The organism is Sphaerochaeta sp., assembly GCF_050256055.1.
Classification (GTDB): Bacteria; Spirochaetota; Spirochaetia; order Sphaerochaetales; family Sphaerochaetaceae; genus Sphaerochaeta.
The window spans coordinates 1-16,423 of sequence record NZ_JBFWIJ010000015.1 but is presented as its reverse complement, the minus strand read 5'-3'; the positions used below and the strand labels follow the sequence as shown (position 1 = coordinate 16,423).

Below are 16,423 nucleotides of genomic sequence, written 5' to 3'. Positions count from 1 at the left end.
TGTGATTCGTAATCTAGCCAGCCAGGAGGCAGAATCCTGGTAACAAGTAAAGGAGTATTCAAATGAAAAAATTGGTAGCCATGGTACTCGTGCTATCGCTCGTCTTCTCCGTAGCGTTTGCCCAGGGTTCTTCCGAAGCAAAAAGCGGTACGGTCAAGATCGGTGCATTGATCCGTAACCTGAATGAGCAGTTCGTAAAAGACTATGCAGACAACCTCCGCAAGCTTGCAAGCGAGAAGGGTGTGGAATTGAACCTGCAGGACGCCCAAGGCGATGTGGCCCGTCAGCTTGACCAGCTCAACACCTTGATCACCCAGGGATACAAGTACTTCGTGATCATCCCGCAGGATACCAGCGCAACCGAGCAGATGGCCCAGCAGATCAAGGCAGCTGGTGGCGGAGCTTCCTTCTCCAACATCCAGCCTTCCGTTGCAGCCCTGAAGGTCGGCAAGGATTTCTATCTTGCTTCCTCTCCTGAATTGGTTGCTGGTCAGTACCAGGCACAGATTGTCGACGAGTACTTCACCAAATACCCTGAAAAGGCACCCGGCAAGGTCCTGAACATCCTCTATCTGGAAGGACAGCTTGGTCACCCGGCTCAGATCAGTCGTGAAGCTGGTTTCATCGACACCCTCAAGAGCCTTGGATACACGGTGAACTTCATTGCCAAGGACACCGCCGACTGGTCACCCGATAAGGCACAGGAAAAGATGGACACCTGGCTTGCCGCACACAACGGAAAGTTCAACTTGGTTGTTGCACAGAACGATGGTATGGCACTTGGTGCAGTTGAGTCCTTGATCACCAACGGTTTGGTCGACAACGATCCTTCCGATGGAACGATCCTTTCCTATCCGGTCATCGGTATCGACGCCACCGCTGATGCTTTGAACTCCATGGACCAGAACAAGCTCTATGCGACCGTTCTGCAAGACTCCGTCGGTCAGAGCAGCACCGCCTTCGAGCTGGCCTACACCATGGCAACCAAGGGAACCGCCTACGGCATGACCGCTTGGGGTATTGCTCCTGCAACCAAGGTGATCAGCGAAGCTCCTGCCAATGACCCGGCAGTCATCGAACAGTGCTATCTGGTACCCTTCAAGCCGGTTACCAAAGCCAACTACAAGGAATTCATGTAAATGATCTCAGTCTCCTGCCGATTTCCGGCAGGAGGCACTTCACCAACGCCGTCTGAGGAGATGAGGATGCAAATGGACACAACCTTCGCCCTGGAAATGGAATCAATCACCAAGGTATTTCCCGGGGTTAGGGCATTGGATGATGTTACCTTACGGGTACGCCCCGGTACGGTACATGCTCTGATGGGAGAGAATGGAGCGGGCAAATCGACGTTGATGAAGTGCTTGTTCGGTATCTACAAGGAAGATGGGGGAACGATCAAGCTCAATGGTCAGGTCTGTCATTTCAAGGACTCCCACGATGCCTTGAAAAACGGGGTGTCAATGATTCATCAGGAGCTTTCCAATGTTCCCGAGCGCTCCGTAGCTGAGAATATTTTTTTGGGCCGGGAACCCTTGAAGAAAACAGGGCTCATCGACCACAAGAAGATGAATGAGGAGACCAGCGTCCTGTTGAAACGGCTTGACATCGACATCAAGCCCGAACGAAGGATCGGCTCGCTCTCCATATCGATGCAGCAGACTTGTGAGATCGCCAAGGCGGTCTCCTATAATTCCTCGATCGTCGTCATGGACGAACCCACCAGTTCCCTGACTGACAACGAGGTCGAGCATCTGTTCCGCATCATCCGACAACTGAAGCAGCAAAATGTTGCGATCATCTATATTTCGCACAAGATGGAGGAGATATTCACTATCGCCGACGAGGTCAGTGTCATGCGCGATGGAAGGATGATCGGCAGCTATCTTGCCTCAGAACTGACCAATGACCGTCTGATTTCCTTGATGGTCGGCCGCGATGCCAACCTCCGCTTCCCTTCCGTTGCGAGTACGATCGGGGAAGTGCTGTTGAAGGTGGAGAATCTCACTTCACCCAACCCCCGTTCGTTCCAGGATGTGAGTTTCGATCTCCATCGCGGGGAAATCCTGGGAATCGGTGGATTGGTGGGGGCTCAACGCACCGAATTGATGGAAGCCCTGTTCGGGGTGAGGGCGATACAAAGCGGGAAGATCTGGATTGAGGGAGAAGAGATGACCAACATCACTCCCCGCAAGGCGATCGACCATGGAATGGGCATGATCACCGAGGATAGGCGAGGCAGCGGCATTTTCCCATTGATGAACATCAGCGCCAATACCTCGATCGCCTCATTGTCCGAATATCTGAACAAACTGCATTTGCTGAAGCATAAGCATCTGAACGAAGAATCAAAGCGTTACAACGAAGCGTTGCGGACAAAGACCCCGACGATGGAAACCCTCATCCAGAATCTTTCAGGAGGAAACCAGCAGAAGGTGATCATCAGCCGATGGCTTATGACCCTGCCGGACATCCTGATCATGGATGAACCGACCCGAGGGATTGATGTAGGGGCAAAATTCGAGATTTACCAGATCATGGGCCAACTGGTTGAACAGGGGAAGGCCGTCATCATGGTATCCTCCGAAATGCCCGAGCTGATCGGTATGTCGAATCGGGTCATGGTCCTGTGCAGCGGACGCTGTACAGGAATTCTGGACAAGCAGGAATGCACCCAGGAAAACATCATGCGTCTTGCAACGAAATTCATGTAACGAAGAGGAAGATATGGAAACGAAACAACTGCTCACAAACAGCAAGAAACTAGCGAGCCAATACACCACCTGGGTTACCTTTGTGGGTCTGTTGCTGCTTCTGTCCATCCTTACCAAAGGGAGCGCACTGAGATGGAACAGCATCCGAAACCTGTTGATCGCCGAATCGGTGCGATCCTTTGCAGCGTTGGGCGTCGGGATGATCATCATCACCAAGGGCATCGACCTTTCCATCGGATATGTGGTCTGTCTGACCGCCAGTGTTGCCGCCTCGTTCGCTCAGAATCCTGATTATTCCTCGGCAATCTATGCCGGGCAAACCTTTCCCATCATCATTCCGATCCTGGCAGCAACTGCCGCCGGCGGGTTGTTCGGGTTGTTCAACGGATACTTGATCGCCTACGGGAAGCTTCCTCCCTTCATCGCCACCCTCGGCTCCATGTCCATAGCCAAAGGTCTGCAGCTCATCTATACCAAGGCGGCGGTTGTCGGCTCGCTGAACCAGAACTTCAAGAACATCAGCCAGGGAAGTGTAGGACCGATTCCCAACCTCATCATCTATGTGGTCATTGCTGCCTTCATCGTCTGGGTGTTGTTACGGCACACCCGCCAAGGCACTCACTTCTATGCGATCGGTGGTAATGCTCAGGCAGCACGTGTGTCCGGCATCAATGTCGAACGGGATTTGATGATGGTTTACTTCTATGCCGGACTGTTGTACGGCATCGCCGGAACCCTGTTGGCCAGCCGTCTTGGTCTTGCCAACTCCCTGACAGCCAACGGCATGGAACTGGATGCCATCGCGGCGGTCACCGTGGGCGGAGTCTCCCAGAATGGTGGCGTCGGTTCGGTGGGCGGCATGATGGTCGGTGTGTTCACCATGGGTTTGATCAACTACGGAATGTCCTTCCTTGGTGTCGACAGTTACTACCAACAATTGGTAAAAGGCTTTATCATCATAGTCGCGGTTTACTTCGATATGAAGAAGTATGCACGCCGTAGCTAGGAAGGAAACATAGGGCATGGGAAAACGAGAGACAGCCACCATCAAGGACGTTGCCAAGTTGGCTGGCGTCTCCATCGCCACGGTAAGCAGGGTGCTGAACAAGCTTGAGGTGGTCAATCCCGAAACCGAACGAAAGGTGCTCTCGGCAGTCACCATGCTACATTACCAACGAAATGCCGTAGCTCGTTCCCTCAAGCTGAAGGAGACCAAGAGTATCGGCATCATGGTGCCTGAGATTTCCAATACGTTTTTCACCGAGATCGTCGAGCAGTTGGAAAAACTGCTCGGCCCGCTCGGCTATGCCTTGTTGCTTTGCAGTTCGGAGAATTCAGTCACCGAGGAACGGCGCAAGTTGTCGCTGCTGTTGGAGCGCAATGTCGATGCCCTGCTGGTCATTCCCGTCAGTGACATTGGTGATCATTTCGCTTCCCCTGCCTTGGAACATACCCCGTTGGTCATGCTCGACCGAAAGATCGAAGGGCTCATTTGCGACGTAGTGCTTACCGATAACCGCAAGGGGGCCTATGACGTTACCAATGCCTTGATCAGAGAAGGGCGAAAACGAATCGGCTTCCTTGGGGGGGACAATCATGTACATACATCGGTGGAGCGCCTGCATGGATATCTTGATGCCATGCGCGAGAACCATCTTGAGGTTGAGCGTGACTTCATTCTTTTGGGTGGGATGACGCAAAAAGCTGGATATACCTTGATGGAACAAGCGCTTCAGTTGGAAAACTGTCCGGATGCCTTTTTCATCGTAAATGATATGGTACATATCGGAGCGACAAGCTATCTCATCAGCCAGGCGAATCGCGAAAGACGGAATAGGATGGTTTTTTCCACCTTCGATTATCTGTATTACGCACCCCTTCTCAAATTCTGTCACTATGCCGTCGCCCAACCCTTGGATATGATAGGGGAAACAGCTGCCCAGCTATTGGTGAAAAGACTGGAAGGCGATCGACAGGATTTTCCTTCCACGATCATCCTTGAACCGAACATCCATGTAATGGAAGAGAATGGGGGAGTGATGACCGATGAGAAGTGCAAAGCTTCCCGCTCGCGCCTCACTCCCCGAAACAACAGAGTCTTCAGTTAGGAAGTTCCTCGTCGAAGCATACGGCAACCTTTCCACAGGCTCCGCTGGCCATCAGGGCATAGGCTTCGTCGGCTTTCTCCAAGGGGAAGCGGTGGGTGATCAAATCCTGGGGATGGATGTTCCAACGTACCAGGCGTTCCACCAAATCCTCCATTTTCCAAATGCTGGTAACCCAGCTTCCATAGATGGTTTTCTGGTCGTGCAACAAATCCTCGCTGGGATGGAAGTGAACCGTACCTCCTTCACCGACAAATGCAATCTTGCCCCATTTGCGGGTTGCCTTGATGGCTGTCTCCCGCCCAGGGTCGCTGGCTGAACAGTCGAAGGCTCGTTCAACGCCGTGACCGCCGGTAACCGCCTTGATTTGGGCGACGTTGTCTTCACTGGGGGTGAATACATGATCGACCAAACCGAGTTTCTTTGCCAACTCAATGCGGGCACTCTGGCTTTCAATGCCGATCAGGCAATTCGCACCCATAGCCTTTGCAAGCATCAGGGCCGCCAGACCGACCGGACCAAGCCCTACGACCAGCACCGCATCGTTGCCGCTTACTCCCACCTTTTCGATGGCTTCATACACCGTACCGAATCCACAGGCGACCTGGGCGCCGTCAGCGTAGGTCAATTCATCGGGAAGCAATACCAGATCCTTCTCGTCGCAGAGTATATATTCGGCCATGCCGCCATCCCGCTGCCACCCGTAGGCGGCCCGCTGGTCGCTGGTGCAGCTGATCATAAACCCCTGGCGGCATTCATGGCATACTCCACAGCCGCTGATATGGTAGACGATGACCCGGTCCCCTTTCTTGAAACGCTTCAGACCCTGGCCTTCCTCGACGATCTGGCCGCAGGGTTCGTGACCGGCGATAACATTCTGATACCCTTCCGGTCCCTTGCCCAGATGTTCACGATAGATCGCCCGGATGTCGCTTCCACAGATGGTGGAGCACTTCATCTTGACCAATACCTGCCCATGCCCCGGCTTGGGGATGGGAAACGTTGAGAAGGCAACGGTGCTGTTGCCGGGAAGCTTTGCTCCCTTCATCATGCGTTGTTCCATCTTATTCCTCCTAGTTCTTATAGCGATCGGGACAGGCAATGGTCCCGTTTTCGTCCCATAGATCGTGCCATGACTCGGCTTCCTCCCAGAGGAATACCTGTCCTTTGATCAACCGGTTGTTGCAATCGGCCTCTCTGAGCAATGCAAGTTCCTCATCGGTAAGCGGGTCATTCTGTATGCTTTCGAAATTGCTGCGCAGATTCCGCTCTTTCGTGGATTGCGGGATCGGCACGATGCCGTTCCCCCGGGCCCACTTCAGGCAGATGGCAGCGGGATGACAATTGTGTTTCTTGGCAAGTTCGACGACGAGCGGGTGCTCCATGTCTACCACATCCTCATTCGTCATATCACGTTCCGGACGATGGGGACTGCCCAGCGGGCTGTACCCGATGGGAATGATTCCCTGCTCCGTAACGAAGGAGAGCAACTGCGGCTGCTGGAAACACGGATGAAGTTCCATCTCATTCACGGTCGGTCTGATCGAACAAGAAGCAAGTACCAGCTGCAGCTTCGCCTTGCTCATATTGCTGGTCCCGATGTGGCGGACCAAGCCGTCGCGCACCAAATCCTCCATAGCCGACCAAGTTTCCATATACTCTTCATGGATATACGGCCTTGCATCCGGACTGCGGCTGGATACATCACACATCGGCGGGTGGTAATTCGGGAAGGGCCAGTGCACCAGATATAGATCCAGATAGTCAAGTTGGAGATCCTTGAGGGATCGTTTGACAGATTCCTTGACGCGTTTTCGTCCATGGCTGTCATTCCAGACTTTGCTGGTAATCCATAGGTCACTGCGGCCGATTCCGCAGTTTTTCAATACGTTTCCGATTTCACGTTCATTTCCATAGACGCTTGCGCAGTCGATGTTCCGATACCCGATCTGCAGCGCCAATTCAACAGAGTGGGCCATCTCTTCACTGCTTACATGATCGGAACCGAACGTCCCTACTCCAATGACCGGCAACTTTGCCTGTGTACTTGTAATAGTAATGGTTTCAGGTTGCATTGCATTCTCTCCTCTTGAGTACAGCATACGAGGTATCAGAAAACCTGCAATGCTTGATATGCGAATAAATACTATCGTTTTGCGCATTTTGTGATATACTGCCTCCATGATTCAGATCGGATTAAAACTCAGATTCCAGGATAGCTATGATATGGCAGTCGCCGCGGGAGTAGTCCAATACGCCCGCAAGAAGAGCGACTGGCAGGTACGCGGGCAAGGCCCTTGGTTTTTCTCGCTGGATATGGAGGAACTGAGCAGCTGCGATGCCTTGATCGCTCGTATCGAGGATGATGAACAGGCGTTGTTCTACGCTTCCTTGGGGATTCCCGTAGTGGATATTGCCGGTTCCTCCTCGCTGAAACTGTTCTGCCAGGTTCGTAACGATGACTATCAGACCGGAGTGAGTGCAGGATCGTATCTGAAGGATTTGGGAAGCAAGCAGATGGCATGGTGTGGGGTTGACCAGGTTCACTGGGCGCGTGAGCGGTTCATCGGCTTTTTAAGCAGTACCAGCATCAGGGCCGACCAGGTCGAATCCTTTTCACGGCCGCTGGCTTGGTGGCGTCAGCTGTATGAGCGGTCAGAGGAATTGGAAGCATGGCTGGCTGGGCTAAAAAAACCGGTTTCCATTTTCTGTTGCAACGATTTGTCTGCCATGAAAGTGGAATTGGCCTGCCAACGTCTGGCCATCAAGATACCTGAGCAGGTGATGGTGCTTGGGGTGGACAATGAGACATTGTTGTGCGAACTGGCCAGTCCTTCCATTTCCAGCATCCAGCCCGATTGCCGGCAGATCGGCTATCAGGCATCGGCGATGCTCGATGCCATACTCAGTTCCAAAATCAGCGGTATACACATCCAACGGATCGCCCCGGGAAAGGTTACCGAACGGGAAAGTACCCTGTTCGCCCAGTATGAGGATGAGCATATAGCCCAGGCGCTCCGGCTCATCAAGGCTGAAGCGGTCAGGGGTTTGTGTGCCAAGGATGTTGCCGATCAAGCGGGCATTTGCCGTAGAGCTTTGGAAATGCGTTTCCGAAAGTACCGCAATCGGTCGATCTGGGAGGAAATCACCCATGAGAAACTCGAGCAAGCCTGCTTGATGCTCATGCAAAGCGAGCTGAGTGTGGATTCCGTCCGTGAAGCCTGTGGATTCGGATCAATCCATCGGTTCTACAATCTCTTCAAACGGGCATATGGATGCACCCCCACTGCATACCGAATGCAACTACAGCCTTGAGCCTGCTTCCCCTCCGCTTGCGTTTGTGGCATGATACAGGAGCGAGGTAACCTATGGAACTCATGCTTGATACAGCCAATTTGCAGGAAATCGAGAAAGGCCTTGCCATCTATCCCATCAGTGGGGTGACCAGCAATCCTTCGATCATCAAAGCGGAGGGTGGAGTCGAATTCTTCGCCCACATGCACAAGATACGTGAGCTCATCGGCGAGGAGCGCAGCCTTCATGTGCAGGTCATCGCTCAGGACACCCAAGGCATTCTAGCCGAGGCCGAGAAAATCCTTGATAAGCTGGGAAGCACCACGTATATCAAAATTCCGGTCACGGAGGCGGGGCTCCAAGCCATACGCATCCTTTCTGAACGAGGTGTCAACGTCACGGCCACCGCCATATACACCACCTTGCAGGGCATGCTGGCGATGCTCAGTGGTGCCCGGTACCTTGCCGTCTATTACAACCGGATGCTGAACATCGACATTGATGCCGCCAAGGTCATCAAGGAATTGAGTTCCTTGCTCTGGGCAAACAGCGGCAACTGCCAGGTATTGGCTGCCAGCTTCAAGAACATCAGCGAGATTACCACAGCCTATGCCAATGGAGCCAGTTGCTGTACGGTTCCCTATTCCCTGCTTGCGACCGGTCTGGCGATGCCGTCCATCACCAAGGCGGTGCATGATTTCTCCGCCAACTGGGAAGAGGTGTATGGTAAGCGAACGCTCTTGGATCTCTAAGGAAACGTCATTTCTTGCACTGTCGCACAACGCATATGCGGTTCGGGTAGAAAGCGACGGATATATGCATCCCACTCGTTTCAGCCTCAGCGATGAGCGTGTATTTACCACCCATCCCCTGTATCGCGCGATGGCAAGAACCAGTGCATCAATCTGTCTTCGTTTTACTGCGCTCAGTGATGGAAGCATATTGCTCAAACGAGTTTCGCAATCCTTGCTCCCCAAGCCGGGTCAGCAGGTGCTCGATCTTGCTTCTCTTTATGGAAAGCCCTTGGATCTCTTTGAAACGATCGATCTTGAGATTGATGGGGGAGAGATGCTCTTCCTGCCGTTGCAGACCAAGTTGATCAGCTTCAAGTCGGGGCAGGCAATCGCTTTGCACCTTCCCCTCCATCATCAGATGACTGTCCGCATCGAAGGACAGGTGGCTCCGGTTCCCAAATATGGGAACACCTTGTTGTGTCTCGGTGATTCCATCATCCAAGGAGTGGGGATTCATCATCCTTCGCAATCGCTGTGCACACAGCTGAGTGCCCTGTTGCACAGAGAGGTGGTGAATCAGGGATTGAGCGGGACGTTGCTCAATCCCGATTTGGTCCAGCCGTGGACCGGCGGCTCACCGGTTCGTACGATTCTGATGCATTTCGGCACCAATGACTGGATGATCCGACCCAGCCTGGAAGCCGTAAAGGATCAACTGTGTCGCGTTTTGGACAGAATCTCTGACCTGTATCAAGATTGCCCGGTTGTAGTGCTTACGCCCTTGTGGCGTTCCGACGCAGGACAAAGGCGGCAAGCGGGGACGTTTTCCGAATTGACCGAAGCGATCACAAGCACCGCACAGTCATTTGCCCAGGTACAAGTCATTGATGGACGAACGGTTTCCCTGCGTGAGAGCTTCGATGATGGGTTTCTGCACCCGAATCAGGAAGCCGTCACGCATTTGGCCGCCGCATTGGCACTTCAGTTGGCGTAGGTCTGTTCAAGAAATTGCACTGCTTGTGCAATCTTGTCCAGCGCCTCTCGTACATGACAACGTTGCGTTCCATAATTGAACCGTACAAAGTTGCGGTAGGCATCGCCGCCAAACCAAGTCCCATCGTTCATGGCAAGACCGGCTCGTTGGCCGAAGAAGCGGGAGAGTAGTCCGCCCGAAGGACTCTGTGAGGGGTCATACAACTCTGGGTGCGCCTGTTCATCCCGTTCCACCAAATCCAGAATGGCGCTGCAGTCAAACAGCCCGATGAAGGAAGCCTTGGGGCGGATGAACACGAGTGAAGGGAGATATTCGGTCAGATACTCCTCAATGAGTTGTGTGTTCCCCTGCAGATAAGCCAACAAATCCTTCAACCAGAGATCACCATGTTGGTAACAGGTTTGGGCCAAGGTGATGGCGAAGGTGGAATTCTCAGCGATGAAAAGCTGGCCGAGGCGGCTTTTGAAGGCGTTCCTTAGTGCCTCATCGGTGAACAGGGTAACCGAGTAATGTTCACCCGCCATGTTGAAGGTTTTTGATGGGGCCATGCAGACCACTGCGTCGGCTCCTGTTTCCCTGGCTGTCTCCAGCAGGCTGTGGTGATCGACGAAGCTCAAATCGGCATGGATTTCGTCACTGATGAGTGGAATCTGATGCGCTTTGGCGATCGTGCATAGTCTTGTGAGGTCTTCCTTGGAGAATGAGAGTCCGCTCGGATTGTGCGGTGAACAGAATACAAGCAACTTGGCCTTTTGAGCACATTCTTCAAGAGTTTCCCAATCGAGTTGGAATTGATGGGCAACCGGGTCATAGGCAAGCGGCCAAGGGATCAGGGTACGATGCAATTGGTTCACAATCCTGACAAAGGGTTGATAGGCCGGCAGCGGAATGATGATCCCGTCTCCTTCCTTGGTAAGCAGTTCGGTGAGGATGGCAATACTGCTCAGCACTCCCTGACTGATGACGACCTCTTTTGGTGAGAGCATGAGGTTGTGCCTGCGTTCGGCCCATCCACAGAAAATTTGCCGTTGGTTGGGGGCGAACGGGTAGCCGAATACAGCATGCTCGGCGAGCGTCCGGGCTTGCTGGGCCACTTCATCAGCTACAGTAAAGTCCATGTCAGCGACCCAGAAGGGTTGAGCTTCCGGATTGCCACAGATATTCTTGATCGCAGAAGGATTCCATTTCACTGAGAGGGAGGCCCGACGATCGACCTCCTGATCAAAATCGTAATGCATCAGGTTCTATACTCCATATGATAGGTTGAACGTGTATTGGGGTAGCGCCCCGGCTTGACACGGTAGGTGAATTCGATGGCTTGGGCAGGGCAGCGGTGATAGCATCCGAGGCAACCGGTACATGCCCGGTCGAAGCTCGGTTTTCCTTCCTGCATCTCGATATTGTCGGATGGGCACATCCGGTAGCACAGCCCGCAAGAGGTACAGGCATCGGTGACCCTAAAGTCTAGAGCGCCATCCATGAACGCACGATGGATCGGCAGCATGAAATGGTTGATGGCCAGCCGGGAGAAGGGAGGGCGCAGGGGGAGGCGCAATTTCTCAGCCTTGATATCCAAAGCAATACCCTTGAGTTTTGTCTCGGCTTTGCCATACAGTTCATCCACCTTCTGTTCGGAGGGGGCTGCCAATAACTTGACATACCCGTCTGGCATCGTCAAATGGTTGGCATAACTGACCAACGCCCCGGCCTCACGAAGCAACGTTTCCATGGCTTGGAACGTATACGCCCCGAATTTGTAGCGGGTCGACACCAAAAAGAGGTATTTAATCGGGCTCAAATCCTGTTTTGCAAAGATTTCCTGGATGAAATGCGATACAAGATTCGGTGGGAATCCTTTGTAGACCGGAAACACGAATCCCACTTGCTCGGTCATCTCGATGGGTTGCCCATCCATCAGGGAGGGGATCATGCGCACCTCACTATCCCCCAGTTCCTCTGCAAGCCGTTTGGCTATATAGTAGCTGTTTCCCGTACCGGTAAAACAGAATAGGGTGGTTCTCATGCAAGTCCCTCTGGTTCAAACGAAGCAAGGATCCTGCACACTGCATCCGTATCCTCATCGTTGAGATCGAGGTTGGTGACCAATCGGATGTTCTGTCCTTCGGTGTTGGCCAGGACGCCTTTGGAAGCAAGTTGCCGAACCACTTCCTGGGCACCCAGGGAAGGGACGGTAAAAAAGAGGATGTTGGTCTGCACCCCGTCCATGTCCACATCAGCCCAACCGGTTTTCGCCAAGGTCTTGGCGATGGCTTTGGCATGTTCATGGTCCTCTGAAAGCCGGTTCACCTGACGTTCAAGTGCATACAACCCTGCCGCTGCGAGGATTCCGGTCTGACGCATACCGCCTCCGAGCATCTTGCGGACGGTCAAAGCCTTGTTGATGAAGGCTGCATCACCGCAAAGCATGCTTCCCACCGGTGCCCCCAGACCTTTTGACAGACAGAATGTGAGCGTATCGACATATTTTGCATAGGTTTTGACCGGTATGCCGGTTGCAACCTGTGCATTGAAAACCCTTGCTCCATCCATGTGCACCTTCAGGTCGTGGGTAGAAGCGAAATCCCTGATCCCTTCCAGATTCTCCAATGGATAGCAATATCCCCCGATGGTGTTCTCCACCTCTATGAGAGTGGTGGTGGCCATGTCGTATGCACCTGATTTTACCTTACCCGCGAAATCGGTTGCACTGAGCACGCCTCTGGGAGCGTCTATGGCGATGGGGAGCACTCCCGCTATGGCAGCGACTGATCCGATTTCATGCTGAATGATATGGCTGTTGGCTGCAGTGAGCACTTCATTGCTCCTGCCTCCGTTTATATACAGGCTGATCAAATTGCCCATGCTTCCCGATGATACAAACAATGCCTTTTCCTTGCCGGTCAACTCGGCGGCATAGTGTTCCAATCTATTGGTCGTAGGATCTTCCCGATATACATCATCTCCTACCTCAGCGTCAGCCATAGCCTTGCGCATGGCATCAGTCGGCTTTGTAATCGTATCACTTCGTAAATCATATCGCTTCATCGTTGACTCCTTTGTGCTTCGGTAAAACTATAGCGAACCTGAACCGTTCAGTCCAGCAAAAAGAAGATCCCCAGGACAAGCCTGGGGATCGGAACGTTTGATCGGTACAAACTACTTGAGGTAGATGTCCTTGACCGGATGGTAGTCCATGGTGTTGGTGTGCCAACCGCCCCACTTGTTGGTATCGATCATGTTGATCGTTACGTAGTAGTAGAGAGGCATGACAGCTTCATCCTGGTTGATCATGATGTCCTCAGCAGTTCTCAACACGCCGTAGCGGTCGGCCCCTGCGGGCATTCTTGCTGCTTCGTTGATCAAGACATCATAGACATCATTGCTGTACTTTCCGCCGTTCATACCGGCGCCGGTGATGAACATGTCGAGGAAGGTGTTCGGATCCTGGTAGTCACCAACCCATCCGGCGCGAGCGACCTGGAAGTTGCCCTGGTTACGGTTGGAGAGGTAGGTCTGCCATTCCTGGTTCTCAAGCACTACGTTGATGCCGAGGTTGTTCTTCCATTCCTGCTGGATGAACTCAGCAATCTGCTTGTGACCTTCGTTCGTGTTGTACAGGATGGAGACGGTCGGGAATCCGGCGCCATTGGGATAGCCAGCCTGAGCAAGCAAATCCTGAGCAGCGGCGATTGCGTCGTCCATGTTGTCATACGGGAACGGAAGGGCGTCATAGCCAGCCATCGGAGGCACGATGCCCCAGGCAGGAATCTGTCCAGCCTTGGTTACGCCGTCGACCAGAGCCTGGCGGTCAACCGCCAAAGCGAGAGCCTGACGGACAAGCGGGTTGTTCATCGGGGCTTTCTGAGTCTGGAAGACATAGTAGTAGGTGGAAAGCTGCGGAGCAGACTGGAAGTCGTCACGCATGGAAGCAGCGGTCAGCTGATCTGGGGGAACGTTGGTTGCCCAGTCAATCTCACCATTGAGGTACATGTTGTAGTTGGTGGTATCGCTGTCGGAGGAGTAGAAGATGACCTTGTCAAGCTTTACGTTGTCCTTGTCCCAGTATTTGTCGTTCTTGGATACGGTAAGGGAGGTCTGTGCAACACGGTCGGTAAGTACGAACGGGCCGTTGCCTACGAAGTTGGCGGGATCGGTCCAAGCAGAACCGTACTTCTCGATGGTGTGCTTCGGAACGATTGCGAAACTGTAGTGGGTAAGAGCATCGACGGCGTACGGCAGAGGTCCAATGAGGTCCATCTGGAAGGTGTAGTCATCAAGAGCGCGAATACCGACAGCCTCAGGGCCGGCTTTTCCGGCATTGAACTCAGATGCGCCTTTGAGGAACATGCAGGGGAACCATGCGTACGGTCCGGCAGTAGCGGGATCGAGTTCTCTCAGCCAGCTGTACACGACATCCTGGGCGGTGATGGGAACACCATCAGACCAGACTGCGTTCTTACGAAGCTTGAAGGTATACTGGGTTCCATCAGCATTGGCGGTCCAGCTTTCAGCAACGCCGGGGACCGCAAGAGCAGTCTTGGGATCGTTGGCTACCAAGCCTTCGAAGAGAGCTTCGAAAATTCTATGCTCGGGAACACCCTGGATGAGAGCGGGGTCCAGAGATTCGGGCTCAGCACCATTGGTGATGCGGAACACGGTTTCTGCCTTGGCGGGAGCTGCGGGAGCCGGGGCAGGAGCTGCGGGAGCCGGAGCCGGAGCCGGAGCGGGGGTAGCAGCAACAGCAGGAGCGGGAGCCGGAGCGGCCGGAGCGGGAGCTGCGGGAGCCGGCGTCGTAGTTGCGGCCGGAGCAGGAGCTTCTTTCTTTCCACAGGAAATAAAGAGGCCGCTTACCAGCAGGACGCAAAGCATGATAGCCAGAAATTTCTTCATAGACATATCTCCTTGTAAATCTAAGTGTAAACGTTCAACTTAGCTTAAATCACATTAAACCATGAATCAAGAGAAAACGCAAATGGGTTTACAGCAAATGTCGCCTGGAATGCATACAAATTGCTCATTCTATGCATACAATGCATATCTTGGGTCAAGGGGTGATGGCATGACCTTTCCCGTCTCCTATAGTATACTGGTATGGCGAGGTAAGCATGGTACGACATACAACCTATATCCATACACACGGGATCTCCTACGCAGTGACCCGTTCGTTCCATATAATCTGTGCGCTGTTTGCCCTGTTCTTGTTTTGGGGCTTGGCATTGAATGCTTCGGAAGGGGTTCCAATTCTCAGTATGATCCACATTGTCCTGTTGTTCTTGTTGTCACTGGCAGGAGCTGTGTATCGAGACAGCTGGGATTTCGACACTGAGATGAATACGGTGACCAGCACGTATGGCTTCGCCTGGATGTGCAAGCGTGAACAGTATGCCTTTGATGAAGTTGAACGGCTGGAGCTGACACATTTCGTCCGGGGCCGTAGAGAAAACGACGCGAAACCCACCAAACGCAAATTCCGCGCAATGATCGTATTCAGTCTCCGTCTGACTGACGACCAGCTGAAAACCATCGAGATCATCGCCGAAAAAACCTCCGGCGGCAGAACCGAATCGGCTATGCAGGCCATCGGGGCGGTAAGCGGACTTCCTCTCTATGTCGATCGACCGCGGGATATGGATCTGAACGTTTCCTACAAGGATCTGTAAAATGAAAACAGCCACCCAATCGCTTGGGTGGCTGACTTGTCATGTGTTTGCTTTCTTTGCCGCATCCGCTTGGGCTTGTTCCATCGTAATCTTGCTGTAATCCTGTTTGTCATACAGCCAGCAGGCCACTTGATGGTCGGCCTCCATCTCGAACATCGGAGGCAGATGGCAGGAACACCAAGGCATCTTCTTCGGACAGCGGTCATAGAAATAACAGCCGTTGCGTTCCTTGTCCGGGGACGGCACGTCGCCGGTAAGGATGATACGCTGTCGTTCCCGCTCCACTTTCGGATCGGGGATTGGTGCCGCACTGAGCAGTGCCGTCGTATAGGGGTGCAAAGGGTTGTCATACAATTTCACCGCGTTGCTGATCTCTACGATTTTTCCCAGATACATGACCGCTACACGGGTGGAAATGTGCTGGATGACCGCCAGGTCGTGCGCAATGAAGATGTAAGTCAGGCCGAATTCCTTCTGCAGATCATCCAGGAGATTCAAGATCTGCGACTGGATGGAAACATCCAAGGCCGATACCGGTTCATCAGCGAGAATGATTTTCGGATTCAAGGCCAAGGCTCTGGCGATCCCGATTCTCTGTCTCTGTCCACCGCTGAACTCATGCGGATACCGGTTCTTGAACGCCTTGTTCAGTCCGACCCGTTCCATGAGCTCTTCCACTTGTTTTTCGATTTCCATCACAGACAATGGGGTTTCCAAAAGATGGCGATTGTTGTAGATCACCAACGGTTCAGCGATGATCGAACGGACGGTCATACGGGGATCAAGGGAAGCATACGGGTCCTGGAAGATCATCTGCATATCCCGTCTGGCCAACAGCATCGTCTTGTAGTCAGCCGTGGTCAATTCAACACCATTGAATACGACGCTTCCGCTGGTCGGCTTGTAGAGCTGGCTGATGGAA

15 protein-coding genes are annotated in these 16,423 nt (G+C 53.1%); 8 read left to right on the top strand and 7 right to left on the bottom strand.

From position 1 onward, the window contains the following. Window positions 1-62: 62 nt before the first annotated feature. The 4 genes from AB7C91_RS07500 (at window position 63) to AB7C91_RS07485 (ending at window position 4,822) form a co-directional block, all read left to right on the top strand. Window positions 63-1,139: a substrate-binding domain-containing protein gene (locus AB7C91_RS07500; protein WP_332448141.1), complete on the top strand. Its 1,077-nt coding sequence runs from the start codon at window positions 63-65 to the stop codon at window positions 1,137-1,139. Between the two features lie 72 nt (window positions 1,140-1,211). Next, the gene (locus AB7C91_RS07495; protein ID WP_332448229.1) at window positions 1,212-2,714 is read left to right on the top strand and encodes a sugar ABC transporter ATP-binding protein; all 1,503 of its coding nucleotides are present in this window, start codon (window positions 1,212-1,214) and stop codon (window positions 2,712-2,714) included. A 13-nt stretch (window positions 2,715-2,727) separates the two neighbouring features. Next, window positions 2,728-3,720, top strand: a complete 993-nt coding sequence (locus AB7C91_RS07490; RefSeq protein ID WP_332448142.1) for an ABC transporter permease — start codon at window positions 2,728-2,730, stop codon at window positions 3,718-3,720. A gap of 16 nt (window positions 3,721-3,736) precedes the next feature. Beyond that, window positions 3,737-4,822 carry a LacI family DNA-binding transcriptional regulator gene (locus AB7C91_RS07485; protein WP_332448143.1) on the top strand — a complete coding sequence of 362 codons (1,086 nt, stop codon included), beginning with the start codon at window positions 3,737-3,739 and terminating at the stop codon, window positions 4,820-4,822. Here the strand turns inward: AB7C91_RS07485 and AB7C91_RS07480 are convergent. Continuing rightward, the gene (locus AB7C91_RS07480; protein WP_332448144.1) at window positions 4,815-5,882 is read right to left on the bottom strand and encodes a zinc-binding dehydrogenase; all 1,068 of its coding nucleotides are present in this window, start codon (window positions 5,880-5,882) and stop codon (window positions 4,815-4,817) included. The genes AB7C91_RS07485 and AB7C91_RS07480 overlap by 8 nt on opposite strands. 10 nt (window positions 5,883-5,892) lie before the next feature. After that, window positions 5,893-6,894, bottom strand: a complete 1,002-nt coding sequence (locus tag AB7C91_RS07475; RefSeq protein WP_428590278.1) for an aldo/keto reductase — start codon at window positions 6,892-6,894, stop codon at window positions 5,893-5,895. A gap of 106 nt (window positions 6,895-7,000) precedes the next feature. On the opposite strand from AB7C91_RS07475, the gene AB7C91_RS07470 reads away from it, so the two are divergent. The 3 genes from AB7C91_RS07470 to AB7C91_RS07460 are packed head-to-tail and all read left to right on the top strand — an operon-like array spanning window position 7,001 to window position 9,841. Then, window positions 7,001-8,134 (top strand): XylR family transcriptional regulator, encoded by a 1,134-nt coding sequence (locus AB7C91_RS07470; protein WP_428590275.1) that lies wholly within the window; start codon window positions 7,001-7,003, stop codon window positions 8,132-8,134. A 53-nt stretch (window positions 8,135-8,187) separates the two neighbouring features. Continuing rightward, entirely contained in the window at window positions 8,188-8,865 is a 678-nt protein-coding gene (locus AB7C91_RS07465) for a fructose-6-phosphate aldolase (protein ID WP_332448147.1), read from the top strand. Continuing rightward, window positions 8,837-9,841, top strand: a complete 1,005-nt coding sequence (locus tag AB7C91_RS07460) for an SGNH/GDSL hydrolase family protein (protein WP_332448148.1) — start codon at window positions 8,837-8,839, stop codon at window positions 9,839-9,841. Before AB7C91_RS07465 ends, AB7C91_RS07460 begins: the two co-directional genes overlap by 29 nt. Here AB7C91_RS07460 and AB7C91_RS07455 read toward each other — a convergent pair. The 4 genes from AB7C91_RS07455 to AB7C91_RS07440 form a co-directional block, all read right to left on the bottom strand. Further along, the gene (locus tag AB7C91_RS07455) at window positions 9,829-11,079 is read right to left on the bottom strand and encodes a MalY/PatB family protein (RefSeq protein WP_428590270.1); all 1,251 of its coding nucleotides are present in this window, start codon (window positions 11,077-11,079) and stop codon (window positions 9,829-9,831) included. The genes AB7C91_RS07460 and AB7C91_RS07455 overlap by 13 nt on opposite strands. Continuing rightward, the gene (locus AB7C91_RS07450) at window positions 11,079-11,864 is read right to left on the bottom strand and encodes an EFR1 family ferrodoxin (protein WP_428590267.1); all 786 of its coding nucleotides are present in this window, start codon (window positions 11,862-11,864) and stop codon (window positions 11,079-11,081) included. The genes AB7C91_RS07455 and AB7C91_RS07450 overlap by 1 nt, the downstream gene beginning before the upstream one ends. Then, window positions 11,861-12,886, bottom strand: a complete 1,026-nt coding sequence (gene ltaE / locus AB7C91_RS07445) for a low-specificity L-threonine aldolase (protein WP_332448151.1) — start codon at window positions 12,884-12,886, stop codon at window positions 11,861-11,863. Before ltaE ends, AB7C91_RS07450 begins: the two co-directional genes overlap by 4 nt. A gap of 111 nt (window positions 12,887-12,997) precedes the next feature. Further along, complete coding sequence (locus AB7C91_RS07440) at window positions 12,998-14,731, bottom strand: peptide ABC transporter substrate-binding protein (RefSeq protein ID WP_332448152.1); 1,734 nt, start codon at window positions 14,729-14,731, stop codon at window positions 12,998-13,000. A gap of 215 nt (window positions 14,732-14,946) precedes the next feature. On the opposite strand from AB7C91_RS07440, the gene AB7C91_RS07435 reads away from it, so the two are divergent. Continuing rightward, complete coding sequence (locus AB7C91_RS07435) at window positions 14,947-15,501, top strand: hypothetical protein (RefSeq protein WP_332448153.1); 555 nt, start codon at window positions 14,947-14,949, stop codon at window positions 15,499-15,501. A 39-nt stretch (window positions 15,502-15,540) separates the two neighbouring features. Here the strand turns inward: AB7C91_RS07435 and AB7C91_RS07430 are convergent. Continuing rightward, window positions 15,541-16,423: ABC transporter ATP-binding protein (locus AB7C91_RS07430; protein WP_428590262.1), on the bottom strand; the 883-nt coding region annotated here is incomplete at its 5' end.